Source organism: Dyadobacter psychrotolerans (assembly GCF_004349265.1).
GTDB lineage: Bacteria > Bacteroidota > Bacteroidia > Cytophagales > Spirosomataceae > Dyadobacter > Dyadobacter psychrotolerans.
The window spans coordinates 252,146-279,005 of record NZ_SMFL01000008.1 but is presented as its reverse complement, the minus strand read 5'-3'; the positions used below and the strand labels follow the sequence as shown (position 1 = coordinate 279,005).

23 protein-coding genes and 1 tRNA gene are annotated in these 26,860 nt (G+C 43.8%); 7 read left to right on the top strand and 17 right to left on the bottom strand.

The window, feature by feature from the left end:
• Positions 1-14 precede the first annotated feature (14 nt).
• The 3 genes from E0F88_RS21515 to E0F88_RS21505 form a co-directional block, all read right to left on the bottom strand.
• Positions 15-3,458 (bottom strand): SusC/RagA family TonB-linked outer membrane protein, encoded by a 3,444-nt coding sequence (locus E0F88_RS21515; protein WP_131960338.1) that lies wholly within the window; start codon positions 3,456-3,458, stop codon positions 15-17.
• A 30-nt stretch (positions 3,459-3,488) separates the two neighbouring features.
• Positions 3,489-4,499, bottom strand: coding sequence for a FecR family protein (locus E0F88_RS21510; protein ID WP_131960337.1), 1,011 nt, complete (start codon positions 4,497-4,499; stop codon positions 3,489-3,491).
• Positions 4,500-4,658: 159 nt separating this feature from the next.
• The gene (locus tag E0F88_RS21505) at positions 4,659-5,255 is read right to left on the bottom strand and encodes an RNA polymerase sigma factor (protein WP_131960336.1); all 597 of its coding nucleotides are present in this window, start codon (positions 5,253-5,255) and stop codon (positions 4,659-4,661) included.
• Positions 5,256-5,513: 258 nt separating this feature from the next.
• Between E0F88_RS21505 and E0F88_RS21500 the strand changes: the two genes are divergently transcribed.
• Positions 5,514-6,242, top strand: coding sequence for a uracil-DNA glycosylase family protein (locus E0F88_RS21500; protein ID WP_131960335.1), 729 nt, complete (start codon positions 5,514-5,516; stop codon positions 6,240-6,242).
• 346 nt (positions 6,243-6,588) lie between these two features.
• On the opposite strand, the gene E0F88_RS21495 is transcribed toward E0F88_RS21500, so the two are convergent.
• Both E0F88_RS21495 and hflX read right to left on the bottom strand, forming a co-directional pair.
• A tRNA-Arg gene (locus tag E0F88_RS21495) sits at positions 6,589-6,660 on the bottom strand.
• Between the two features lie 52 nt (positions 6,661-6,712).
• A complete protein-coding gene (gene hflX / locus E0F88_RS21490) occupies positions 6,713-7,954 on the bottom strand; it encodes a GTPase HflX (protein WP_131960334.1) in 1,242 nt (413 codons plus the stop codon).
• Positions 7,955-8,280: 326 nt separating this feature from the next.
• Between hflX and E0F88_RS21485 the strand changes: the two genes are divergently transcribed.
• The 4 genes from E0F88_RS21485 (at position 8,281) to E0F88_RS21470 (ending at position 12,461) form a co-directional block, all read left to right on the top strand.
• A complete protein-coding gene (locus E0F88_RS21485) occupies positions 8,281-9,666 on the top strand; it encodes an MATE family efflux transporter (RefSeq protein WP_131960333.1) in 1,386 nt (461 codons plus the stop codon).
• A 188-nt stretch (positions 9,667-9,854) separates the two neighbouring features.
• On the top strand, positions 9,855-11,237 hold the full coding sequence (locus E0F88_RS21480) for an MBL fold metallo-hydrolase (RefSeq protein ID WP_131960332.1): 1,383 nt from the start codon (positions 9,855-9,857) through the stop codon (positions 11,235-11,237).
• Positions 11,238-11,378: 141 nt separating this feature from the next.
• The gene (locus E0F88_RS21475; protein WP_131960331.1) at positions 11,379-11,954 is read left to right on the top strand and encodes a YeeE/YedE family protein; all 576 of its coding nucleotides are present in this window, start codon (positions 11,379-11,381) and stop codon (positions 11,952-11,954) included.
• Between the two features lie 6 nt (positions 11,955-11,960).
• Positions 11,961-12,461, top strand: a complete 501-nt coding sequence (locus E0F88_RS21470; RefSeq protein WP_131960330.1) for a DUF6691 family protein — start codon at positions 11,961-11,963, stop codon at positions 12,459-12,461.
• Here the strand turns inward: E0F88_RS21470 and E0F88_RS21465 are convergent, their stop codons facing one another.
• Positions 12,462-13,280, bottom strand: coding sequence for a class I SAM-dependent methyltransferase (locus E0F88_RS21465; RefSeq protein ID WP_229213861.1), 819 nt, complete (start codon positions 13,278-13,280; stop codon positions 12,462-12,464). It lies immediately after the preceding gene.
• 100 nt (positions 13,281-13,380) lie between these two features.
• On the opposite strand from E0F88_RS21465, the gene E0F88_RS21460 reads away from it, so the two are divergent.
• Positions 13,381-15,171 (top strand): S41 family peptidase, encoded by a 1,791-nt coding sequence (locus E0F88_RS21460; RefSeq protein ID WP_131960329.1) that lies wholly within the window; start codon positions 13,381-13,383, stop codon positions 15,169-15,171.
• 20 nt (positions 15,172-15,191) lie between these two features.
• Here E0F88_RS21460 and E0F88_RS21455 read toward each other — a convergent pair whose 3' ends face one another.
• The 11 genes from E0F88_RS21455 to E0F88_RS21405 all read right to left on the bottom strand — a co-directional run bounded on the left by E0F88_RS21455 (position 15,192) and on the right by E0F88_RS21405 (position 25,626).
• On the bottom strand, positions 15,192-16,592 hold the full coding sequence (locus tag E0F88_RS21455) for a hypothetical protein (protein ID WP_131960328.1): 1,401 nt from the start codon (positions 16,590-16,592) through the stop codon (positions 15,192-15,194).
• Between the two features lie 20 nt (positions 16,593-16,612).
• A complete protein-coding gene (locus E0F88_RS21450; RefSeq protein ID WP_131960327.1) occupies positions 16,613-16,954 on the bottom strand; it encodes a heavy-metal-associated domain-containing protein in 342 nt (113 codons plus the stop codon).
• A gap of 26 nt (positions 16,955-16,980) precedes the next feature.
• A complete protein-coding gene (locus tag E0F88_RS21445) occupies positions 16,981-17,223 on the bottom strand; it encodes a heavy metal-binding domain-containing protein (RefSeq protein WP_131960326.1) in 243 nt (80 codons plus the stop codon).
• A gap of 38 nt (positions 17,224-17,261) precedes the next feature.
• Positions 17,262-17,834 (bottom strand): helix-turn-helix domain-containing protein, encoded by a 573-nt coding sequence (locus E0F88_RS21440; RefSeq protein WP_131960325.1) that lies wholly within the window; start codon positions 17,832-17,834, stop codon positions 17,262-17,264.
• 53 nt (positions 17,835-17,887) lie between these two features.
• Positions 17,888-20,119: a TonB-dependent receptor gene (locus E0F88_RS21435; RefSeq protein WP_131960324.1), complete on the bottom strand. Its 2,232-nt coding sequence runs from the start codon at positions 20,117-20,119 to the stop codon at positions 17,888-17,890.
• Between the two features lie 81 nt (positions 20,120-20,200).
• Positions 20,201-20,659: an HYC_CC_PP family protein gene (locus E0F88_RS21430; protein WP_131960323.1), complete on the bottom strand. Its 459-nt coding sequence runs from the start codon at positions 20,657-20,659 to the stop codon at positions 20,201-20,203.
• A 48-nt stretch (positions 20,660-20,707) separates the two neighbouring features.
• Entirely contained in the window at positions 20,708-20,920 is a 213-nt protein-coding gene (locus E0F88_RS21425; RefSeq protein ID WP_131960322.1) for a heavy-metal-associated domain-containing protein, read from the bottom strand.
• A gap of 107 nt (positions 20,921-21,027) precedes the next feature.
• Positions 21,028-21,594, bottom strand: a complete 567-nt coding sequence (locus E0F88_RS21420; RefSeq protein WP_131960321.1) for a Uma2 family endonuclease — start codon at positions 21,592-21,594, stop codon at positions 21,028-21,030.
• Between the two features lie 122 nt (positions 21,595-21,716).
• The gene (locus E0F88_RS21415; RefSeq protein WP_131960320.1) at positions 21,717-22,883 is read right to left on the bottom strand and encodes an alginate lyase family protein; all 1,167 of its coding nucleotides are present in this window, start codon (positions 22,881-22,883) and stop codon (positions 21,717-21,719) included.
• A gap of 89 nt (positions 22,884-22,972) precedes the next feature.
• On the bottom strand, positions 22,973-25,204 hold the full coding sequence (locus E0F88_RS21410; protein ID WP_131960319.1) for a heavy metal translocating P-type ATPase: 2,232 nt from the start codon (positions 25,202-25,204) through the stop codon (positions 22,973-22,975).
• An 83-nt stretch (positions 25,205-25,287) separates the two neighbouring features.
• Positions 25,288-25,626, bottom strand: coding sequence for a tRNA-binding protein (locus tag E0F88_RS21405; protein WP_131960318.1), 339 nt, complete (start codon positions 25,624-25,626; stop codon positions 25,288-25,290).
• Positions 25,627-25,734: 108 nt separating this feature from the next.
• On the opposite strand from E0F88_RS21405, the gene E0F88_RS21400 reads away from it, so the two are divergent.
• Positions 25,735-26,835 carry a lactonase family protein gene (locus E0F88_RS21400; protein ID WP_131960317.1) on the top strand — a complete coding sequence of 367 codons (1,101 nt, stop codon included), beginning with the start codon at positions 25,735-25,737 and terminating at the stop codon, positions 26,833-26,835.
• The last annotated feature ends 25 nt before the right edge of the window (positions 26,836-26,860 follow it).

Genomic DNA, 26,860 nt, shown 5'->3' with positions numbered 1-26,860 from the left:
TTGGTAAAGGATGATTAAAAATCAACAGCTAAGTGAAAGAAAATACGTTTGCTGTTTGGGAAAGCAGCATTGTCAACACTTGCTCCCACCGACTGATTTCCAAAATTTGAAACCTCAGGATCATACCCTCTGTATTTGGTGAAAGTGAGCAGGTTGCTGGCTGAAGTTCCTATTTTGATGCTTGAAACCGAATTTCCCAACAAAGAAGAAACAAACGTTTTTGGCACCGTATAATACAGCGACACTTCACGCAGCCTGATGTAACTCGCATCCTGGATAAAAGATCTTGCCGTAACGTTGGTGTTTGCCGGTACACGGGCTCTTCCGTTTGGCACGCCAACTGTCGAGAACAGATTTTCAACCTTACTCCAGTCCGTCGTAGTTCCGCCTGTGTCTTTTTGTTTGATCGTCAGGTTGGAATTGTAATTGCCTTCACTTGCATGCAGAAGGAAAGAGAAATCGAAGTTCCTGAAAATGTTCAGCTGGTTAGAAAATGAAACCTGGAATTTAGGCTGCGCATCTTCATACCTGGTTGCCTGAGAAACACCCTCCGAATCCACGATGTTTGGAGAACCGTACCAGCGCGTTGGCGACTCGCCTAATCTCAGCTGGTTTCGTCCATAGATACTAAATCCGCTTCCTACAACAGTGTTCGGAATTTCCAGACGCGTCATTTTACTTCTGTTAAACCAGTACTGAATCTGCGAATTCCAGGTAAAATTTGGTTTCTGGACCGGAGTCATGTTGATTCCCAGTTCCAAACCTTTATTTTGAAGATCACCAACAGGATAAGCATTAAACTGAACCACACCTGTTCCGGATGAAAGCGTATAAGGATTCAGCAGGTCAAATACCTTTTTGTCGTAATAAGTAACCTCAAAGCTCACACGGTTGCGAAGCACACCTACGTCCACACCCCACTCTATTTCCTGTGCAGTTTCGGGTTTGATCGTCGCATTTCCGATACTGGTCGGTGCAACGGAACCCAGCGCGCCGCCAATAATTGTACTTCCCAATGAAGTGAACGTGTTACCAAAAGCAGGCACACCACCCGTACGACCGAATGCCGAACGCAATTTCAGCTGACTGATCCCTTCATAATTCCAGAATCCGAATTTGGTTAGATTCACAGCAACGGAAGCTCTTGGGAAAGCATAAAATTTGGCATTATCTCCGTTTAGGCTTGATTTGTCAAAACGGATACCCGCCGTTCCGATGATCTTGTCTTCAAAATTGATCTCCTGCTGCCCTACCAGACCCACATCCTGCCAAAGCTGGAAAGTCTCGTTGTAAGTACGTACGCTGCCCGTATTCGGGTTCTTTTGTTTTGGCAGCAATCCTTCACCCTGTATCCAGCTAAAATCGTTATTGGTTGTCAGTCGAACCGTTCCGATTTGTGAGGTCAGGTCTACATGTTCGCCCAGTTTCCAGTTGTAGATCAAAAATGCCTGCAGGTTGGTATTAAAACTTCTGTTTTTGGAATAACGTGCGGCACCCGGGTTAGCCGTTTGTTTCTGCGACTGCATATCTTCCGGGAAATAAACCTGTGCTTCGGTATTTACATAATCCACACCACCTGAAAAGGCAAGTTTCAATGTGCTTTTTTCCTTTTGAAGGAAATAGATGTTACTGGTAAACGACTGGATTAACCGGTTGGTCATTTCCGTATTGATCGTTCTGTCCACAACAGCAAGCGGGTTATCACCTGTGTAGGGAGAATCAGGATAAACGCCATTCACGGGGAAAAGCTGTGCATAATCCGGCGTGTATGACAAGGCATAACCAACCGACACACCTCTGTTATCATTTCCGCTGAAACCGCGCTGCGCTCCTGTACGCATGTAGTTGGACCCAACTGAGAAATCAATCCATTTCGCCAGTTTGTGATCAATATTTACACGAACAGATTTACGCTGAAATCCGGTGCGTTTCTGAATACCTGTTTCGTCATTCAAACCTGCCGAAACAAAGAATTTCGTTTTATCATTTCCACCCGAAATACTAAGTCTCGAATTGCTGATCACACCGATATTTCCGAATATATATTTTTCATAATCGTGCAGCTGGCCTTTTGCCGTAGCATCCTGCCACCTGGCGATTTCGGTAGCGCTACCGCTTCCTTTTGTGCCATTACCAAATACATAATCAAATTTATTTTGTCCGTCCGGTCCGATTGGGTCCAGGCTCCATCCTTCTGAACCCAGCAGTTTAATCACCGATGAAAAACCAACATCCTGACCAAAGCTCACTTTTGTTTTACCAGCCTTTCCTTTTTTGGTAGTGATTACAATTACCCCCGCATTAGCACGTGTACCATAAATCGCAGCAGCACTTGGTCCTTTCAGGATTTCCATGGATTCGATATCCGCCGGGTTGATATCCGAAACGCGGTTTGGTGCCTGATCCTGGTTTGCTCCCGCTCCGTTAAACGGACCTGAACCTGCGCCCGTCGCAAACTGGGAGTTATTGATAAACACACCGTCCACTACATAAAGCGGCTCGGACGAACCGTTGATGGAAGAAATACCGCGAAGTTTAACTGAAATACCACCGCCCGGCGCACCACTGTTTTGTACAATATTTGCGCCAACGATTTTACCGCTCATGGCCGCATCGAGTGTTACCGGCCTGGTTTTTCCAACCAGATCATCGGCTGTCAAACGGGTCACTGCATTGGCAGCGTTACTTCGTTTTACACTCGTCGCCAAACCGGAAATGATCACTTCTTCAAGATTTTTAGAATCTTCCGACATCACCACGTTCACCATGGTCATCGAAGGCGTGATCACCTTTTCAACTGAAACAAAACCGATGTAAGAGAAAACGAGTGTTGCCTTGTCTGAAAAATCAGGCACTTTCAGGTCAAACTTTCCGTTCTGGTCCGTTACCGTTCCGCTCTGGCTTCCTTTTACCAGAATACTTACACCGGGCAAAGGTTCGCCTGTTGCATTGGAAACGGTTCCTGAAACGGCTACATCCATCCGGCTTTTTGCAGCCATCCCCGCAGGCGTTTCCGAAGAAGCATAAATGGCATTGGAGCTGCTGGCAGACAGATCTCCCTTTTCAGAAGAATAAACCGATGAACCGTTCCAGCTTTTTTTCATTTCGCGGATCGTCTTTCTGTCGGCGTCACTTGGGAAAATCGCGTAGATCTTTCCGTGTTTTTTATAATCCAGCCCGTTTGATTTCAGCAGTTTGTCAAGCAATCTTTCCACGTTTTCTTCCGAACCAGTCGGCGTCTCAACCTGGATTTGCTTAATCTTATCGCTTTTATACATAAAATAGACAGAATGCCTGGCTTCCAGATCTTTCAAAGCCTGATCGAGCGACTGACTTCGTTTTGGTTTTGGAGCAGTTGTCGCGGACTTACCCAGTGCCATCATCTGGGCAGAAACGGGATGATCCGCATTCCAGCACAGGCAAAGTAATCCCACAAAGAGCGCGTAGTTCTTTCTCATGAAATTTACAATAAGAGTGAAAATGTTAAACTAATTAGGTTGTATTCGAATTTGCTTGTCCTTCTGCTCCGTCGTCACATCCAGGATACTTTCCAGTGACGCCAGAATATCTTCCAGGTTATCCGACGGGATAATGCCTGTAACTTTCTGATTTCCTGTCGAATCTCCTTCCAGGCGAACAGGAAAACCATAAGTCTCCGTAATGAGCGTTGCCACTTCCGACAAAGGCGTGCTTTCAAAAGTCCAGCGGTTGTCTTTCCAGGAATACCACGACCGTGTGTCGGTTACTTTCCTGATCGCCAGCGCCTGTTTTGCCTTTGAAAAATCCACCAGATCGCCCGGTTTCATTTGCAGCATTTCCTTTTTACTGTTTACCAAACGCAGCTGAATATCGCCTTCCGAAAGGATTACCCGCGTTTTATCCTGCCGCGTATTAACGTTAAACTCAGTGCCTTTCACCTCCACATCCACATCATCGGTATGCACCGTAAACTTCACCGGATGACCGTCAGCCTGCTGCTTTTTCACTTTAAAAAAAGCTTCCCCCGTTAGCCAGGCTTCACGTGCACCTCCATGCGACCAGGACGAAGGCATCCTCAGACTCGAATTGGCGTTCAGCGTTACCATTGTTCCATCGGGCAGCTGCAACCTGCGGATCTCGCCGTTGGCCGTTTCATAGGTTTTTGCTGCTTCAAAAACATAACGATAACCTATAAACGCAGATAACAATAAAAGAATACTCGCCGCAGCCAAACCAGCCATTCTCCAACCCGTAAAGGCTATAATCTTTGGTTTGGATTGCGTACGCTGCTCAATTCCCTGCCATAGTTCATCAATTGTTTGCTCCGTTGGGTCATTGCCCGGCTCCATGGCGGCTACCAGAACAATTCTGCGTGCTTGCTGAATTTCCCTGCTTCTGTTCGCATTTGTACTGAGCCACTCCATCCAAAACGCGTCCGTTTGAATATCCGGTTTCAGTACCCACCGACAAAAATAGGTATCCGTTGCAAAGTCATCCGTAGTAAAATCCTCATAACCCATACAAACCAACAAATATTTTGAACTTCTACCTATACAGTGTATTGATTCAGTAAATCTTACCCTGTTTTCAGATAAATATTTTACAATTTTTATTTTTACAGTATAATATAAAAGTATCTGTAAAAATTTATATGTTGGTTATAACGCTCCGGGATTTTCTCAGAAAAGAATAAGCGTGCAGCTCAAAAGGAATAGAAATTCGATATTGTGGTCGAGTACGAGGCGTAATCCTTTCATTGCCTTTTGCAAAGTGTTGTGTACCGACTGCAGAGAAATGTCCATGATCTCGGCGATCTGGTGGTGGGAAAAATCGTGGAAGTACCGCAGGTTGATGGCTTCCTGCTGGCGGGAAGAGAGCTGAAGAATGGCATCCTGTACTTTCCTCAGTTTCAGATGATCGCCTTCCAGCCTGACCATTTCCGTTTCAAAAGATTCGGTAGGAGAAATAAATTCCAGATGCTGTTCTTCGAGTTGTTCGGCTGCGTAGGGCGAAGTGAGGATGCGGCTGATTTTCCTTCTTAAAATCCGGAAAAGATAATATTTCACCGAATCCGGATCGGTAAGATTTTCCCGTCCGTTCCAGATATCGACGAACAGGTCCTGGATGGCATCTTCTACAACTTTGGTATCCGGTGAGATCTTTTGGCCATAGCGGTACAGCACCTTTACATACAGCCGGTAAATTTTCGAAAAGGCCTCCCCGTCACCCGTTTTGAACGCCTTCCATAGCACCAGATCTCCGGCATCGTTTTCCATTAATCCAAAAAGCAGTTTTGGTTATATCCAATAGCCCCAATCCCCCGGCACAGTGCGGCCAACCGGGAGAACATATACTCAGCTAAACAGAAAGATTAAATTCCAAATTTTTTCCCAGGAAACGAAATTTTGTAGGTTAAATGCAAAAAAATCGTGGGAAGGGGATGTTTGAATTGTCGTTTAGGCAATGTTCTTAGCAAAGGGTTTATGAAGTATTTTATATAAATTACAGGCAGTATAACCTCCTCCATTAGAATCATGTCCACAGCAACTGTTAATCAACAGCTTAAAGACCTTTATCTACCCTATCTGGCTTTAACCCACAAAAAAACCTGGGATCCCAAGACCTCTTCGCCGTTGCTGATGAATGTTCCGGACGATTACTTGAACATGAAACGAAAAATTCTTTTCGTTGGTCAGGAAACGCACACATGGATGGGTGACATGAGCAAACATTACAACGTTGATGAATTACAGACTTGCTATAAAAACTTTGATCTGGGCAAAAATGTAACTTTTGGAAATAGTGACAAGCCAAGACAACTAAACAGTCCTTTCTGGAATTTTTTCAGGACACTGTTTTATGATCTGAATAAAGAAGATAGCAGCGTGACCCCTAAAACCAGCGGTTTCCTTTGGACAAATATTTCAAAGTTTGATTTTAATGGAACAACGCCTAGCAAGAATGTACAAGAGGAAAATGCCGCTGGGTTCGAACTATTAAAAGCGGAGATTGAAATTGTAAAACCGGATATTGTAATCTTCTGCACCGGTACGAAGTACGACGATAAGATTAAATCTGTTTTTCAGCCAACATGGAACAATATACTTGGAGGAGGCCTTCTAACTCAGCTTTCAACAACGGACAACTCTTTACCGGAACTTACATTTCAAACCAAACATCCAAGGACTTTGTGTATGAAGCGGGAGAATAGGAAGGTGGTGGAGGAGTTGACTGGGATATTATTGAATACTTCCAAAGTTTAACCGGTCACTTTCAACAAACTTCAATTCTATCCATGATACAAAATCTGCTTCAATAATGAGACGGCTTCTTGTGACCGCGACGGGAATCGAAGCCGAACGCGGCCCCGGTCGAATGCGACTCCAACCATATCTAGAGTTTAGCCGGGGTCTGCGCGACCCGGTCGCGTTCGACAAACTCCTATTCCATCCAATTAACCATAAAACAAAAAAAGCCAGAAAAAGCCTGGCTCATCGTGACCGCGACGGGAATCGAAGCCGAACGCGGCCCGACCATATCTAGAGTTTAGCAAATCCTATTCTATCCATTGAACAAAAAAGCCGCCTCAGCAACTGAGACGGCTAATAGTGACCGCGACGGGAATCGAACCCATATCTAGAGTTTAGGAAACTCCTATTCTATCCGTTGAACTACGCAGTCAGTAACTTAACGGGGTGCAAAAATGCGAAATAAGCGTTTAAATTACAAACGCTTATTCTTCATTTTGAACCGGGGCGTAGCCCAAATCCAGCCAATTCGGATAAATCGCGAAATGTTTTGCTTTTACAAGCCTGAAAATGGTATTACGCAGTTCCTCGATGTTTTCTTTTTTCTCTGCCGAAATGAACACGACATTATCTGCTTTATCGGCGATGTAGCTGTTTTTAAGCTGTTCCAGGATATTTTCCGGAGTCGCTACCGGCTGTTCTTCTTCTTCGAGTTCTTCGTCGTTGTAGGCCGGTTTGTAAAGATCGATTTTATTAAAAACCAAAATCGTATCCTTGTCCGCCGCACCGATTTCTACCAGCGTTTTGTTTACAACGTCCAGATGTTCCTCAAAAGAAGGATGCGAAATATCCACCACGTGCAAAAGAATGTCCGCTTCACGAACCTCATCCAGCGTAGATTTAAACGACTCGATCAGCATCGTGGGCAGTTTGCGTATAAATCCAACGGTATCGGTCAGCAGGAAAGGAATGTTTTCCATGTTTACCTTTCGCACGGTAGAATCCACGGTTGCAAAAAGTTTGTTCTCTGCAAATACATCCGCTTTGGAAAGCCCACGCATCAGCGTCGATTTCCCTACGTTGGTATAACCCACAATGGCCACACGCACGAGCCTGTCGCGTTCCTTGCGGCGCGTTGTGCTCTGGCGGTCTACTTTTTCAAGTTTTTCTTTCAGAAAGGCAATCCTTTCCTTAATGATACGCCTGTCCGTTTCAAGTTCGGTTTCCCCCGGACCACGCATCCCCACACCCGCACCCGACTGGCGGCTTAAGTGGGTCCATAAACGGGTAAGCCGCGGGTACATATACTGGTACTGCGCAAGCTCCACCTGCAACTTCGACTGGGCAGTCTGTGCACGCATCGCGAAAATATCCAGGATGAGCAAACTCCTGTCAATCACCTTAATATCCTTAAAAACAACTTCAAGGTTACGTACCTGTGAAGGGCTCAGGTCATCATCATAAATGACCATGTCCACCGGGTTGGCTGTTACGAAAGCCAGAATTTCTTCCAGTTTTCCTTTTCCGGTATAGGTCTTTATATCAGCACGTTCTAAATTCTGTGTAAAGGTTTTTACTGTTTTTACATCCAGCGTACTTGCCAGAAAAGCAAGTTCGTCCAGATATTCCTGTGTTTTAACAGCGGTTTGTTTCTGGGTGCTTACGGCTACCAGTACTGCTGTTTCTTTTTCAACTGCGGTTGAATATGACTTTTTCTTCTCAATCATGCATTCGTTTTTTATTAATCAAATGATGGTAAAACCGTCATCCGGAGACGAATTTTTACCTCAAAGCGTAGATTGGCAACGGTTTAATCCTGCCAAAAGTTCATACGCCTGTCTGGTGAAGGTACATTTTCCATTTTTATAAATCCAGTATTTTGTTTGAATATTTAAATACCAGTTTTGTACCTTTGCCAAAATTCTCTAAAAATATGTTGGTGCTCACCATCGGCTGATCGCAGCCACTCCGTCTTTTTTCCTTTTAACAGGACATCCATTCAGGCAGTTTTAACAGCTGCTGTTTTCATATTCTACATTTCAAATTTTTAACCATGAAAAAGTGGTTTCAACTGCTTCGACAGGCCATTGGCGGCTCCGAAGAAAGTTTTACAGAAGGAAGCATTAACCGTGCTATATTTTTATTGTCCGTCCCCATGATCCTGGAAATGGTCATGGAGTCGCTTTTTGCCGTTGTCGATATATTTTTCGTTTCCAAGGTAAGCATCGAAGCCGTTGCGACAGTCGGGCTTACGGAATCCGTTATCACTCTGGTTTATTCCGTTGCCATCGGGCTGAGTACTGCCGCAACCGCAACCATCGCCCGGCGGGTAGGTGAAGGCAACATGGCGCAGGCGAAACGCGCTATCGGACAGGTGATTTTAATTTCGCTGACTGTATCTGCCGTCATTGCCATGGTGGGGACATTCTTCGCCGGAGATATTTTGAGATTGATGGGCGCAGATCCGAAAGTGATCGAAACAGGGACCAACTTTGCGAGGATACAGTTTTTGAGCAGTCCGGTTGTGATGCTGCTTTATTCCCTTAGCGGGGCATTACGCGGTGCAGGATCTGCGGCTACTGCTATGCGCTCCCTCATTATTGCCAATTGTATCAACATGATCCTGGGACCAATCCTGATTTTTGGCGTAGGTCCTTTCCCGGAACTAGGCGTAACCGGAGCGGCACTTGCTACGGCTTTGGGACGCACGGTTGGTGTGGGTTACCAGCTTTATTCTCTGGTGAAAGTCAACAAAACGCTGGCGCTGGTTTGGGAAGATTTGCGTCCGCACCGGGAAACGATTGTAACGATGATCAAAGTCGCAGCCGGCGGAACGGGACAATTCCTGATTTCTTCCGCAAGCTGGATTTTCCTGACCAGAATTCTGGCGGAGTTTGGAAGCGACGTGGTGGCAGGATACACGATTGCCATCCGGGTTATTATGTTTACGCTGTTGCCGGCTTGGGGACTTGCCAATGCGGCGGCAACTTTGGTAGGACAAAACCTGGGCGCACAAAAACCCGAACGTGCCGAAACATCCGTCTGGCGCTGCGCACTTTTTAACCTGATTTTCCTCGTTGGGTTATCACTCTTTATGTTTATCTGGGCGGAAACAATTATTGGCTGGTTTACTACGGATGCGCTGGCAATAGAAACCGGAAAAATGGCGCTGCGTGTAATCTGTCTGGGTTTCGGATTTTATGCCTACAGCATGGTCGTGATCCAGTCGCTGAACGGAGCGGGAGACACCAAAACACCGACGGTTTTGAACATCATTTGTTTCTGGATGATACAAATTCCGATGGCATATTTACTGGCTTTTACATTTCAGCTGGGGCCATTGGGCGTATTTATTTCCGTCCCCGGAGCAGAGGCAATTCTGGCCGTGCTGGGAATATGGCCGTTTAAGTTAGGGAATTGGAAGCTGGTGAAGGTTTAGGTTTTGTTTAAAGGCATATTACAATTGTCACGAGGCGTTCCGATGAAACGCCTCGTGACCCATATTAACAACACGTCTGCATCACAAATCCGTTGCCCACCGTATTGACCCAAGAAACTAAAACCGCACTTTGCTTGGTTAATAACAGCAGAACGGATGTTATTCCTGTCTAACTAATTATTCATCGCATGAAAATCGAACAAATATATACGGGCTGTCTGGCCCAGGGAGCCTACTTCATTTTTTCCAATGGCGAGGCTGCGGTAATTGATCCGCTTCGTGAAGTAGAGCCTTATATCCAAAAGGCAGAAAAGGTAGGTGCTAAAATCAAATATGTTTTTGAAACCCACTTTCATGCCGATTTTGTATCCGGACATATTGATCTTGCTGAAAAGACGGACTCAACAATTGTTTACGGACCGGGTGCCAAAACCGGCTTTAAAGCACATATCGCGCAGGACGGCGAAGTTTTTCAGGTAGGAGAAATTACCATCAAAGCTTTGCACACGCCCGGACATACGCTGGAATCGACCAGTTATTTACTTTTAGATAAATACGGAAAACCAACTGCACTTTTTAGCGGTGACACCCTTTTTATTGGTGACGTTGGCCGTCCGGATCTGGCTCAGAAAGGTGAACTGACGATGGACGATCTGGCGGGGATTTTGTTTGATAGCCTGCGTTCGAAAATCATGACTCTGCCTGATGATGTGATCGTTTATCCTGCACACGGCGCCGGTTCTGCCTGTGGAAAACACATGAGCAAAGAAACTTCCGATACGCTGGGAAACCAGAAACTGTTTAATTATGCCCTGCGTGAAGATATGACGAAGGAGGAATTTATAAAAGAAGTTACAGCCGGACTTGCTGAACCTCCGCAGTATTTTCCAAAAAATGTAAAAATGAACCAGGATGGCTACGAGAGCATAGATGATGTGCTCGAAAGGGGCGATCAGGCACTTTCACCAGAGGCATTTGAAGCAAAGGCAAATAACACCGGAGCATTGATTCTTGATACCAGAAAGGCGGAAGATTTTGCAAAAGGTTTTATACCAAATTCAATAAACATCGGTATCGACGGTGGTTTTGCTCCCTGGGCAGGGGCACTCATTCCTGATCTGAAACAGCTTTTATTAATTGTTACAGAACCCGGCCGTGAAGAGGAAGTGGTTACCCGACTGGCGAGGGTTGGTTACGATTTTACGATCGGCTATCTCAACGGCGGATTTGAAGCCTGGGAAAAAGCAGGAAAGGAAACAGATTCGGTTATTTCAATTTCACCCGAAGAATTTGCCGATCACTACAAAGGCGGAAACATCAATATAATCGATGTCAGAAAACCGGATGAATTTGCTTCGGGACATATAACCGGTGCGGAAAATTTACCGCTGGACTACATCAATGACCTGATGGAAGAATTTCCAAAACATGAAATGCTTTATATTCACTGCGCAGGCGGATACCGGTCAATGATCGCGTCTTCGATTTTAAAGTCGAGAGGGTTTGAAGATGTCGTAAATATTGAAGGCGGATATGCTTCCGTTGCGAAAACAGGTGTTCCGGTTGAATAGGTTTTTGGTTGTATGGTACCGAAATATTTGCAGGAAATATAAAAGCAGGATGTAATATTATAGTTCTGATCCTGATTAAGCGCACCGGAATAACAGAAAATCAAATCACAAATAATATCCGTCATACATCAGGAAAGACACATGGAAATTATTGAAATCATCCGAAAACCCTGGCCCTGGTATGTAGCCGGTCCGCTGATCGGCCTGACGGTACCGGTTTTATTGCTTTTAGGTAATAAATCATTTGGTATTTCTTCCTCACTGCGGCACATGTGCGCGGCGGTGATACCGGCCAACATTTCTTTTTTTAGATACAACTGGAAAAAGGAAGTCTGGAATTTATTCTTCGTAGCGGGAATTACGATTGGTGGATTTGCAGCCACTTACTGGCTGGCTAATCCGGATACGATTGTCATTTCACAAGCCACACAAACCACGCTTGCCGGTTTAGGAATAACTGACTTCGGAGGTTTGATGCCAACGGATATTTTTTCTGTTTCAAATATTTTTACGCTGAAAGGATTGATCTTTTTTGTTCTTGGCGGATTTCTTGTCGGCTTTGGAACACGTTATGCCGGCGGCTGCACATCCGGCCATGCGATTATGGGTCTTTCAAATTTGCAATGGCCGTCGCTGGTCGCGACGATCAGTTTTATGGCTGGCGGTTTTGCCTGTACACATTTGCTGCTTCCATTTTTACTTCAACTGGTAAAATAACCGACCATGAGTAACATCAATCAGGATACAGATTTAGTCGTTGATAAGGAAGATGGTTTCGACGGCATCAACCAACAGAAAAACCCCGAAGGTTTTACAGCGAATATCAAATACCTGATCGTCGGTGTACTTTTCGGGATCGTATTTGTAAAAGCTGAAATCGTATCCTGGTTTCGGATACAGGAAATGTTCCGGCTGGACTCCTTTCACATGTATGGCGTAATCGGATCTGCTGTTACTGTGGGGTTGATCTCTGTACAGATTATCAAACGTTTTAGACTAAAAACCCTGGATAATGAACAGGTTTCGATCCCTGACAAAACTTTTAACAAAGGACAAATTTACGGCGGACTGCTTTTTGGTGTAGGCTGGGCCATTACGGGCGCTTGTCCAGGACCGTTATTTGCACAGATCGGCAGCGGGTATCTGGCAATTGTTGTTACTTTACTCAGTGCAATTGCAGGAACCTGGACGTACGGTTTACTGCGTCCAAGGCTCCCCCACTGATCAGATTTTCTTTGCGATCAGGTATAAATTATCATCTCCCAGCTGAAACGGATCTGCTTCCAGATTGGCAAAAGTTGCCGTAACCTCAAAACCTGCCCGGGCAAACATGGTACTCAATTCGGCAAGGGTGTAAATATGCTGCCTTACTGAATAGGTAACCCGCTCTGAACCGGAAATAAAAGTTTGTTCGGATTCAATATAACCACCTTCGGCGTTGTATTCATTTTCAGCAAGATAAACGATATCATCTCTTACTGGCATCCAGTTTCTTGTCTGAAAATTGGGAAATACGCTTTCTGCCAGGTTTTCGGTATGAATGGCAAAATAACCTCCGGGTAACAATACATCCGCAACATTCTGTATAAGCCGCTGCATATCGGTCCGTGGAAAAAAGCTGAAACTGTTTCCAAAACAATAGGCAGCATTGAACTGCTGTCCGCCAAAATCAAAATGTAAGACATCTTCACAAATCACATCGATCGGCAACTTTTCTTTGTTTACAATCGACTGGAGTTCATCACAGTATTCTTCGGATATATCGATGCAGGTCATGTCCACACCTTCCTCAGCCAATGGAATCGCATGACGGCCGTAACCGGAAAGCAAATCCAATACTTTATTATCCTGCTGAATTTCAAGAACATCACGAAGAAAATCCACCTCGTATTCAGTATATTCTTCGTCCTGATGCAATTTCCAGGCACGTTGGGGAAGTCCGTTAAAATAAGTATGATACCAGGCCAAGGCTATTTTTTGTTTTGATGAAACATAAAGGTAGGCAGAATTAGGAAAGTATACCGAACCAATTTTATCTGTCAAAATTCAAAATATGTCTTTATTTTCAACCATTAATTGAGAGTGAATATCGTTTTAAGAAACATAAGGGACGTATTTTATTTTCTTTTTTCTTATCAGATTCATGAAAATCAAATTAAGTTTTACCCTTTCGATCCTGTTTTTTCTTTTTACAAAAAATGGATTTTCGGCAGCAGGGAAAGATTTTACTATTGAAAAGCAATTTTATTATTCCAAAGTCTGGGGCTTCTTGAAGTATGATCATCCGGCTATCGCTTCCGGGAAAGCGGACGCTGACAGTGTGTTTTTATCTGTACTACCTGCTGTGGACAAAGCCGGAAACCAGGCAGAATTCGATAAGGTATTAAACGATTTATTGAATCAGCTAAATTCTGTTACCACTCCGGTTGGTATCAAAACGGCCAAGGCAGGGCCTCTTTTAACAAAAAATATAGATTGGAAATGGCGGCAAAAGGATAAATTCCTTTCAGGTAAAATTAAAAAACGGCTTGAATTTATCTATCAAAATCGTTTTACCGACAGTCTGCATTATTATATTCCAGCGAGGAACTATGACACCGGTATTCCTCATGAAAAAGGTTATGCTTTCGCCGACAGCACTCGAATTCCTTATGCTTACCGAATGTTGTCACTGGCCAAAATTCAGGCTGCGGTTGATTATTTATTCCCGCATAAATATTTGATGGACAAGCCCTGGGATTCCACAGTCAAAGAGGCGATTCCTGTGTTTGCGGCATCGGCGAGTCGGCAGGAATATGAAAAATCGTTACTTCTTTTGTCCGCCAAACTGAACGATACACATGCTTTCAGCTTTTACAAGTCGCTGAAATATGGAAGAAAAATACTGCATAACCGGTACTATCAGCCATTTGATTTTACCATCATCCAAGGCAATCAGATTCTGGTTACAAAGAGTATTATCGACGAATTTTGTACCGAAGCGGATATCAAACCAGGCGATGTTATCACAGCCATAAACGGACAGGCGGTATCGGACAGAATTGAGGAATTGAACCTGCTGCTTTCTGCTTCTAACAGAAACGCGCTCTTGCACCGGCTGGGAAAGTTTGAAAATAATCTCCTTTTTTACTCAGACAGCTTGTTTTGTACACTCACTTACCTTCGCAATGACCTTCCTAAAACAACGAAAATTCAACTGGTCGGTAGCCAAAAAAAGGACTTACTTACAAGGCTGAACGTTTATCTGAACAACAAGCTTAGTACTGAACTTACCGGTTCAGAGCTTGATTATGTTACGCCTGAGATTGTTCGTTTCAAAATCGGGCAGCTCGCCCGTTTCCCAAATACAATTCCTGATGAAAAGTTCGGAAAAACGATGGATTCACTGCTCACTTTAACCGCCCGATCAAAAGGGTTGATATTTGACATGCGTGATTATCCCTATTGGCCGGCTTTTATCTACACCTATGTCAATCAAAAGTTCAACCGTTTTTTAGACACATCACATGCCAACTACTATGCTGTAAACAAAGAAAATGTCGGCAGTTTTAAATTACTTTCCCATCCCGAAGTGTATCGCAGTGCCGTGTTAAAACCGGAAAGATTTAATTACCCAGGCAAGGTCGTCATCATTGTAAACGGAGCAACGCTGAGTTTAAGTGAATTCCAGACGATGAATCTGCAACAGATATTTCCGGAAAGTATCACCATTGGAGAACCATCCGCCGGTGCCGACGGAGATTATAAAAACCTGATGCTGCCCGGCGGTTACAATTTCCCATTTACAGGAAATGCCATTTTTTATCCGAATGGAAAGGAAGCGCAGCGTGAAGGTGTCAAAATTGATCTTATCATCCATCCGGAAGCGAACGATATTCTAAATGGAAAAGATACGCTGCTAAACAAAGCCATCAATGTGATTGAAACAAAGTAGTATTTAGCAGCGCGCGATGCCTACATCCGCATCCGTCCCGGAGTCAGTCTCAGATAAACCTGCCCCGACAGCGGACTGTTTCCATAAAATGGTTTTAGCGTTTGGTCGATTCCGTATAAACTTGCCTGAACACCCGCCTGCAGCAATGTATTTGAAAACGATACAATTTGCCGGTTTAAACCGAGGGTGAAAGCTGAGATTGGAAATATTTCATTTTCCGAAATTCCGCCAGGTCTGCTTGCGAATACCTCATGCGAACTTTTCTGCATCCATTCATACCGGCCATATACAGCCCAGCGATTCAACTGCAAATTACTTTCCAGCAGCAGCGAGTGTTCTTTGTGATGCCCGCCGGCTTTATTCAGTCCCCAAACCAGCGATGAAGAAATCCATCGGTTTTCGCCGTTCAGATTTGCAGAATGCTGCACGGAAGCAGTAGTCCTGTCTATGTTTTTGTCTGCATCGGAAACTTCCGGACTTTTTATAAAACCTCTTGAAGCCTGTAAAGCCCAATTTTTTGAAGGATTAAAAAGCAACCTGTAACTATATGAATCAAAACGAGGTTTGTCAAAATTAAATCGGTTTTCATCCGGTTCCCGGCCAGTAAAGGAAGATCCTTCCAGCTTAAATTTGCCATAACGCACACCTGCCGTCACCACACCAAAGGTAATGTGTGTTGCATCCTGCCAGTGATGTCCCAGCACGGCATCAGGGTTATTGAAAGCGGACATCCTGTGCATAAAAGCAGTCGGACCCAGCGCAGGCTCACCGGGATAACCAGCGTAAACAGTAAGATCAACTTTCTCGCTGACACGCTGTGTATAACCAAAAGACAATTCCGAAATCAGATCATGCGGATGCTGGCGGTCGATCAGCGACTGCCCCTTCCAGCTTTCACCGGATTGCAAAAGAAGCGGGTATCCGGCGCCACCGTCTGTAAGTCTGTCGAGAGACACCATGGCCCGGAAAGACAAAAGTCCGTTTTTGCCGACCTGCCGCTGCGCCATACCCATGACCCAGTTAGGAAAACTGAGTTTTGAATCCGACCCTTTTTTGCCATCATTATTAATATTTTGTCCTGTATATCTTAGAAATAGACTTCCATGAAGCATGTAATTCCACTTATCACTGTGTTTCATGTACGCATACATGGGCGTGGCATCCGGCTGCCAGCCCGTACCTGAGCCATTTCTGTTCATAGGCAGGCTAAGTGAAAAATTATGCGTCATACTGTGTTGCATGTCATTGGATTTATCCATGTTTTTCATATCATGCCCTTTCATCTCATGACCGGACATATCGTGTTTTTCATGACTGGTTGTATCTTTTGCAGGCGCAGTATGATGTTCGTGCTGGGCAAAAGAAGGCAAAGCGGTAGCTAGTATACCGGCAAATGCCAGTACATGTTTTAAGTTTTTCATGATGAACCGGTTTTATTTAATCAATGAGGCGCTACGGTTTTTTTGCAGCAACTCGGTAATTTATCGTGTGCTTTTTGGTTGGCGAGCTGTCCGTCGGCATCGTAACCGGTGTTGATGATCGTAGCGCGGATTGCTTCTTCGGTTGTTTTACCCGGATTGTACTTAACCGTCACGACCTTATCCTTCAAATCCAGATTTGATTCTTTCACACCTTTTGAAAGTCCAAGCGTACGTTCAATACGCGCCTTGCACATTTCACAAACCGCAGTTGTTTTTATTTTAACTACTTTATCTCCGTCGGCTATGGCAACGCTGAACGTTACGATCATGGCGGCTATCAGGAAAAACAGTTTCTTTTTCATATTATGTTTGTTTTAGTGTTGATTTATTAATGTAAATGACCTGTTGAGTCTGTTTCGGCCATGGCAACTTCCTGCAAATCCATTTTACAAACAGGGCATTTGCCAGCCTGCGGATAAGTTTTCTCTCCTTCACACTGCATAGGACAGGCAAATTTTTTGGCCGCTACGGTTTCTGTCGCCGCTGGTGTTTCCTGTTTTTCCGATTTTTCGCTGTTACCACCACAGGCCGTGCAAAACAGGATCATTGATGCATAAACTATTTTTTTCATCGTATTGAAGGTTTTAAAATGATTGATTTCTTGTTTTATTATTCTCCTACTTTATCCAATGTCTTCCGCTGTAAAGTATTACTTTTCTTAAATTCGCCGGGAGTGATTCCGGTTACTTTTTTAAACTGATTGCTCAAATGCGCCGCACTGCTATACGACAACCGCCAGGCCATTTCGCCTAACGACAACTCGTTGTAAGACAGCCACTCTTTTATTTTCTCAACTTTCTGGGCAATGATATATTGTTCGATCGGTTGGCCGGTCTCGGTGGAAAACAGGTTACTGATGTAGGAATAATCATAACCGGTTTTTTGTGATAAATAGTCAGAAAAGTTCATTTGTGCCGGCTTATTCCCTTTCAGATATTGCACCTCTTCAATGATGAGCGTTCTGATATGTTCCACCAACGCTTCTTTTTTATCATCCAGCAACGCAAACCCGTTATGTTCGAGCATGAGTTTAATGTCTTTTAACTCAGAAGGATCCGGCTCTTTCACAGTTTCTATCTCTCCCAACTCAACATGACTTAAACCAAAACCCAACTTTTCCATTTCTTCCCGAACCACCCGTTTGCAACGGTCACAAACCATATTTTTAATATGTAATTTCATCTCAATTTGATATTAAGTTACCCCCTGCCCAAAAACCCACACCCCATGTGCACCTACCTGACTATCTTATAACGCATCCCTGCATAAATCATTCTTCCGGTAACCGGTCCCCAGGCCATTCCTGCATCAAAACCCTGCTGAAAAGGATTTTCCGCATTCATAATCGGATTTTTCTGGCGGAAGTTTGCAAGATTTTCTCCTCCCAAATAAATATCCCATTTAGGAAAAGTACGTGTAATTTGTGCATTCAGATTGAAAAATGAAGGCGCCATGGTGGAAGGCATTTCCATCGTTAGACCGTGGTCCATATGCTCATCTACCGGTCCCATGTATGGCAATCGTTTTTTACCATTCCATTGCAGTGTTCCGTCAAACTTCCATTTGTCATACGGCAGCGCATAACCGGCGTTGAATAAAACCCTGTCGCGGCTTACCATCATTTTCTGTTCCAATATATTCCGGTCATTGGCACCATTTAATGTTTGTTTTACGTCAAAAAGTCGGTAAGCCAGTTTCAAATCGAAACGCTTTATTGGAGTTAAGTTTACCTCTGCCTGAAAACTGTTGGCGAAAGCTTTGCCATTCAGATTATAGAAATAAATGTAACGGGGATCTTCCAGATCGGCTACCAGCTGATTTTCAAAATTGGTACGGTAATAATCTACAACCAGTGTTCCGTTCATTTCGCCCAGTTTGTACTCCTGCGTAAGACTAGCGCCATAATTCCAGGAAATTTCGGGACGAATTGCTTCTGTAAAAACGACCAATCTTGAACTCACCAGGTTTCCGTAATATTCGGCAAGCGGATTGGCGACACGAAATCCTTTGCCGGCAGATGCTCTAAGCGTGGTTTGATCCGTAAGGCTGTATTTCAAATGCAGCCTTGGTGTCCACTGTGTTCCGTACAAATTATGAAAATCAACACGGCCACCTGCGACGGCAACAAATTTATCGAGGTGATTAAATGTATATTCAAAAAAAGCACCGGGAACAGACTCTTTTCGTTTCAAAGAAAAGTGTCTGTATAACTCGTCATAATGATCGTACAAATAACTGATGCCCGCTTTATAGGAGTGATTAGTACTTCCTATAATCGATTGATAGATCAGGTTTCCGTACAAAGTTTCCTGGCGACCATTGTAATTATTTATGCCAAAATAGGATTTGGAATCATGCAAAGAAGCGTTCATGATAAAACCCAGGCCTTTGTATGGTTTATCAGGAAACAACCTGGCAATTTTGGAAAAGAATTCATATCGGTTCACTCTCGAACCAAATCCGTAGGATTGCAAAGTCCCTTTCATTTCCGGGCGAAAATCTTTTTGTCCGCCGAGTCTGTCCTCGTAAAGGGCTTTCACACCAAATTGCGCCATCATTTTCTGGCTTTGGTATTTCCATCGGTTGATACCGTTAAACTGGGTATACAAAGGCAGATCCAGAAAGCCATCCTTATTTTTATCAATTCGGTTTTGCAGGGTACTGGCGTGTGTCAAAAGCCCGGTACTCCACTTTTCACTAAGCTGATGAGCCAGATTAAGGTTTACTTCTCCCCTGCCAAAACTGTTGACATACGTGTTCAGATAAAGTTTATCATGCGTATCCGGTTTTTGCAGCTCTATGTTAATCTGCCCGGTCATTGACTCATAGCCATTGACAACCGACCCTGCACCTTTCCCTACATCGATCGACTGGATCCAGGTTCCGGGAATAAAATTAAGTCCAAAAGTAGATGCCAGCCCGCGTAGCCCTGGAATGTTCTCAACGTTTGTCTGGATGTATGTTCCGCTTAAACCAAGCATCTGGATTTGCTTTGAACCGGTTACCGCATCACTGTAAGAAACGGAAACCGAAGCGTTGGTCTCGAAACTTTCTGACAAATTACAACAGGCCGCTTTCGCCAGAGCCCTGGTGGTAATGATTTCGGTTTGATGCGGAGAAAGCCGGTCAATTGCATTCGCATTACCGCGAACCACCACTTCTTTCAAAGCCTGGTCGGCGCGCAGCACAATTTGCAGGTCACTTTCCTGACCTATTTTAATTGTGTCATTTTGAAAACCTACAAAACTGACAATTAAGAGGTTTGTCTGTGTAACTCTGGGAATAGAAAATCTGCCCGCAGTGTCTGTAGCCGTTGCATGGCTTGTTCCCGACCAATAGACGTTGGCTCCGGTTATGGGTTTCAGTGCCGCGCCGGCAGCCTGTTCATTGACCGAACCGGTAATTCGCTGTGCTGAAAGTGATAGGGAAATCAGGAAGAAAAATCCTCCTGTGAGGTACTTTGTCATCTTTACATAAAAATCGATGAATATTAATTCGACTAGATTCCGACAGATTCAATTCGGAATAAAAAATTAATAATCAGAGACTTATATTAAAAATGACTGTACAAAAGAAAGCATACTTCTCCCGTAAAACAGAGAGGAGAACGAGATACTATCGGATGAAAGAGCGGACGAAGGAAGTGTCCATTCTGAAATAATAAAAACAAAAGATTTAACCAACCAAAGAACGCCGCCAGCTATTATTTTAAGAAAATTTGCAAGAATATGCGAATAAGCTGAAACAACATCTACCTTTTCAAACTTTGCACTTTCCTTGCAGCAATCGGTTTTTTTAAAGAAACTTTTACCGGCTTCATGTTGCGCTTTGCTTTTTGCACAGCACGACGACACCGTTTTCTTAAGATCAGATTTCTTTTCGCTAACAAACTGCATTGATGTGCCACGCATCATACACTCATGTTCTATGAAGCCAAAACCGGTACTGCTCAGCAGCACAAGCATGGCCATAAAAATGGTGAGTGTTTGATGGAGTTTGTTTTTCATTTTTACTTCGCTGATTTTCAGCTTAAAACCTTGATCACAAAAATACGATTATCCATTAATTTCCTGTGCATTATAACCTGCTTTTTTCACCAGTTCACTTATTTCGCTAGCTGAATGATCCGTTTCAACTGTTAAAATTCTGTCCGGATTTTCAAGATCAACCTGCCATTTTTCTATATTTTCATCCGAATTCAAAAACGGCGTAACTGTGGCAATACATCCACCGCATTTTATATTTGTCTTAAATTTTAAGGTTTCCATTGGGGTTTTGACTTAATCGTTTCCATTAATCTTTACAAATGTCGGTTATCGGACGTTCAAAAGTATTACACAATTCAGGAAATGACTTACAGAGTTTTTGGTATGGTCTACAAAAGATCAACTTTGTTGTAAATATCCGCCATTAAAACAGTGCACTCACCAATCAGGACAAACTCGTCTTTTTCAGTGTAAGTATGGCTCAGCCATTCGGCTTCATTCAGCTTTTTGATTACTTCCACTTTTTTCATTTTTGAAGAAACCAGCACATATTCGCGAAAAGAAGGAATCGTTTTATAACAATCAAATTTTTCAAGTCTATCGTACTTTTCGGTGGAATCTGACAATACCTCAATTACAATTTCAGGATTCAGCAATGCATCAATTCCTTGTGTCGATTTTTCGAAATTTGGTTTTCCACAAACAATGACCAAATCCGGAAACGAATATCGATCACATGACTCAACTTTAATAAGTTGATCTCCCGTTAAAACAACACAGTTTTTTAGTTTGAGACAGTAAATAAATTCAGCGATTAGATTTGCTGTAACCGCGTTGTGAACTGGTTGTGCGCCAGCCATTGCAACGATCTCCCCGGAATTATATTCCAGTTTCACATCCGATTTGGCCAGCAGCTGAAAATATTCTTCGTGCGTCACAAGTGTTGTTGTTTGCATAAGTGTTATTGATGTAGTGTGTTAAATCAAATTTAACCTTTTTCAGTTTTTCTGCCAACTGAGAATTGACAGATAGCCGGATTCCGGTTAAAGATCTTTTAGAACACAACTACAAAACATCCTCAATCCAGCCAAATAACCGGATTTCTTACCGGCAAATTCCTGATCACCTCTTCCACTTTTGGCGAATGATCCAGCTTTTTCCAGGTCGCGAGCCAGATTTTATTTCCAAATTCAGCGGCACCAAAAACAAGGAAGGGCTGCGCAACAGGCCAGTTTTCCCAGTACATCACATCCGGCTTTAACGGCCACTTACTTTTGTCTGCTACATAGGGATACAGATATTCAATTCCTTTACGAATTCCTCTTCCATCGGTGGTCTGAAAATTCCATAAGTTATCATTTTTATCCGATAGAATCTGGCAAATCATTACCATCGCATCCAGGTTGAAAAGCGAGTAACCATAAGGTTTGGTGCGTTTTAATTCCAGCGGAAAGCTGCCATTTGCCGCCATTTGATTTGGCAGCAACACCGTTTTATATCTTTCCTTACAAAAATCAATCATCTTCTGATTGCCCGTCAAAACGGCAAACGAAGCCACCTGCATCGTCCAGCAGGTTCCGTGATTGTTCTTTGCCTCCATCTCATCCTTGCCGTAGGAATGGGTTGTCAGCCAGGAAATGTATTCATCAAACCAGCTTTTGGAAGCCGTTAGCTGCTGTTTATTCACCGAAGGATCGTTTTGCATAACCCGAATCGCCTGGGCAACTTCCATCAAATGAACCGTATCAATAATACCAATACCCCGGCCAGTCACTTTTCCCTTAATTGCCTGTGCATAAAGCAGCGACGGGTTCATCCGGGTTTCAGGATTTACAAACCAGGCATCGATGTGCTCGAAAGCCTTTTTAACATACTTTTTATCTCCCGTAATTTTATAAGCAGATGCCAAAGCACCCACGATCCGGCTAAAACGAATCATTGACAATCGATGTGCCACAAAATTTTCAGGGTTGGTCAGCCCGTCCCGCTGGATGTACGAGCCATTCGGATTGAACGAATCAGGCCACCAGTAATCTCCTTCGGAATAAAAATCATGTTTGGTGCCTGCGCTTCTTGGGCAGCTTTCGGCGGTAACGGTAATCGGTTTTTGCTGCATGGCCCAGCTGGCATCGTCCATGATTTTGCCTTTCAGCGTCTGGCGGATTTCTTTTACCAACGGATTGGTTTGGGAAAAAGCAGAAACGCTTATTAAAAGAAAAACAAAAATGGTTACCACGGATTTCATAAGAGCAAAGTTTAGTTGAGCGGCTGCTCGTATCACAGCTGTTACCTTCATGACTTCAAATCACAACCTCGCCCCTTAATGTTTTTAATTTATAACCTCGCACTGCGCAGCCGCAGACTGTTGGTAACAACCGATACCGAACTTAGCGCCATGGCGGCACCGGCAATCATCGGATCAAGTAAAAACCCGTTGATGGGATAAAGCACACCGGCTGCCAGCGGAATACCGATCAGGTTATAAATAAATGCCCAGAATAAGTTTTGCTTTATTGTGGCAACTGTTTGTCCCGAAAGTTTTAGTGCTTTGGGCAAAACCATCAAATCGGAGGTCATCAGCGTCATCTTGGCAACATCCATCGCAATGTCTGAGCCTTTTCCCATTGCTACGCTTACATCCGCCTGCACCAGCGCCTGTGAATCGTTAATTCCATCACCAACCATCGCCACTACTTTTCCCTCTGCCTGTAATTTTTTTACAAACCACATTTTATCATCGGGCTTTACCTCGGCCTCAAATTCAGTAATACCAACTTCCCGGGCAACGGCTGCGGCAGTCTGCGCATTGTCGCCGGTTAGCATATACACCGTGATACCCTGTTTCTGCAATGCGGCGACAGCCTGTGCAGATGTCGGTTTTAATTTGTCAGCAATGGCAATAAGGGCGATATGTTTGTTACCGCAGGACACGCCAATCACTGTTTGCGCTTTTTCACGAAGTAAAACAGCCTGTTGTGTTAAATCCTGATCTAATAAAACACCCTCCTTTTCCAAAAATGTAAGTGTTCCGATCAAGTACGTTTCGCCATCGACCACTCCTTTCACGCCGCTACCTGTTACCGACTGGAAATCTATCATTTTTACAGACTCGCTTTCCCGTAAATATTTTACCACCGCCTGTGCCAGAGGGTGTTCCGACCGGCTTTCCAGTGCACGGATAGCAGACAAATGCTGGTCTTGGTTTTCTACCAAATCACTCCATTTCCATTCCGTAACCTCAGGATGTCCTTCCGTAAGTGTTCCCGTTTTGTCCAAAATTACGGCGTTCACCGCATGTGCTTTTTCCAGACTTTCAGCATCCCTGATTAAAATATTGTTCTGTGCTCCTTTTCCAACACCAACCATGATGGCCGTTGGTGTGGCCAGTCCGAGCGCACAGGGACAGGCAATTACCAAAACCGAGACGGCAGCCAGCAAAGCATGTGTCAGGGAGTTTTCTCCTCCGAAAAATATCCAGGCACAAAATGTCAAAACCGCAATCCCGATTACAACCGGAACAAAAATGCCGGCGATTTTATCGACCAGGCGTTGAACCGGTGCTTTACTTCCCTGTGCCTGCTGAACCGTTTTGATGATTTGAGCCAAAACAGTGTTTCTTCCAACTTTTTCTGCTACGAAATTAAAACTGCCGTTTTGATTTATGGTTCCTGCAAAAACCTGCGTTCCGGCCGTCTTCTCAGCAGGGACGGGTTCGCCTGTCATTAAACTCTCATCCACATATGATTGCCCGCTTACCACTTTTCCATCAACAGGAATTTTCTCTCCCGAACGAATGATTATTTCGTCACCGATATGAACCTCCCTTACGGTTATTTCGGTCTCCGTTCCGTTTACGATAATACGAACGGTTTTGGGCTGTAAACCAATCAGTTTTTTGAGTGCATCAGAAGTATTCGTTTTAGCGCGTTCTTCTAATAATTTACCCAGTAAAATAAAGAAAATAATTACGGCTGACGCCTCGAAGTAGACATGCGGATGAAGGCCTCGTGCATGCCAGAACTGCGGAAAGAATGTATTAAAAACGCTGAATAAAAAGGCAATTCCGGTGCTGAGGGCAACGAGCGTATCCATATTCGCCTTTCCGTGCCGCGCCTGTTTCCAGGCATTGATAAAAAATTCTTTACCAAAAATGACTAAAACAGGCAAAGTAAACGACATCATGATGTAGTTGCCCGCTTTAAATTTATCCATGAAGAACATGCCGATGATTACAACCGGCAGGGAAAGCAAACCAGAAGCAATGGTACTTCTTTTTATCTTTTCGTAATGGTCACGCTGGATTTTTTCCTGTTCGGCGATCGCATCTTCTTCGTCATCTTCGATAATCAGGCCGTAACCGATGCCCTGAAGCACTTTATCAAGATCTGGTAAGGAGGTTGCTTTGGGATTATAATCAATCCATACCGACTGATTGGCATAATTCACACCAGCATCTGCAACACCTGCAGTATGTTTCAGCATCGACTCCACACTTACCGCACAGGCGGCACAAGACATGCCTGTTACCGGGAGTATTGCTTTTTTAATATCTGCTGTCGTTTCCATAACTTATGTATTTGATACAAAAGTACCTACCTAACCAGATATAACTGTTACAGAATTATGTCCCGACCTTACAAGATTAGCATTTATGCCAGCCTGGTTCCATTTTCTACGGGAAAGTCGGGAGATGAAAGAATCACTTCTCCGTCAGGAAGCACATAACCTGTGGTGAGCACCTCAGATTGAAAGTCAGCGATTTGTTTGACTGGAAAATTAGCCACGCAAAGTATCTGTTTGTTGATCAGATCCTCTTTGCTGTATCGTGCAGTGATTTGAGCCGAACTTTGTTTAATCCCAATTTCAGTTCCCAGATCAATCCAAAGTTTGTAGGCTGGTTTTCTGGCTTTTGGAAAATCTTCGACACGAATGATTGTTCCGGCGCGCAGGTCCACATTTTCAAAATCCTGCCAGGTGATGGTATTCATAAAGTTTGGTAATTAATATTGAATTGGCAAAAAACAGATTTTTACGTTATAAATGGCAAAGGTCTTACTTTAACCTTAGATAATAATCCCGAAAGTTAATCTGCACAAATGAAAAAGCTAAGCTTCTTAATAATCATCCTGGCCTGTTTCTCTATTCTTTCATTTCAAAAGAAATCAATTCCATTTTACATCGGAACCGGAGACAAAGGCGAAAATTCATCCATATCACTTTGTGAGCTTGATCTTTCAACCGGAAAAATAACGCTGATTGATACCTTTAATAATTGCAAAGGGCCGGGATATATGAGTATTTCTCCTAACAAAAAAAATCTTTATGCAGCATCCGGGGATAACAAAATCAGCGCTTTTTCTATTGGCAGTGACAACAAACTCACTTACCTGAATAGTCAATCCTCTGAGGGGCAAAATCCCTGTCATGTATCCGTACATCCTTCCGGTAAAATGGCTTTTATTGCTAATTACACCGGCGGAAGTTTTTCTGCATATACTTTGAACGCAAACGGAGAAGTGAACCCGGCGACCTATACCGAACAATACAGCGGAACGGGGCCCAATACAAAACGGCAGGAAAAAGCGCACGCCCATTTTTCAACGGCAAGTCCGGATGGCAAAAATGTTTATTCGGTGGATTTAGGAAGTGACAGGGTAATGAATTATACTGTAGACCTGAAATCCGGAAAACTAACAGCTAATCCTGCCCAGCCTTTTTATACCGCCAAACCAGGTTCCGGCCCAAGGCATCTGGTCATTCATCCCTCCGGCAAAAATCTGTTTTTACTGAATGAACTGGAATCTACGCTGACAGCCTGTTCAATAGATAAAAAAGGAGTGATTACAACCATCGCAACCTATCCTACCCTGCCGGCAGATTTTACCGGCAACAACACCAGCGCTGCCATTCGTCTTCACCCAAACGGAAAGTTTGTTTACGTTTCCAATCGCGGCCATAACTCAGTAAGTGCATTTAAAATTAACCCAAACGGTACATTGGAAAAAGTAGATGAAATCACAAAATCCATTGTCGTTCCCCGGGATTTCAACATCGATCCAACCGGGAAGTATATGATCGTGGCCAACCAGGATGCCAATAATCTGGTGGTTTACACGGTCGACCCGCAAACCGGCAAACTGACTTTTAAACAGGAAAGCATCTCCGTAAAGGCGCCGATTTGCGTAACTTTTTTATAAACAAAAACCTCCGGCTTAAATTGTT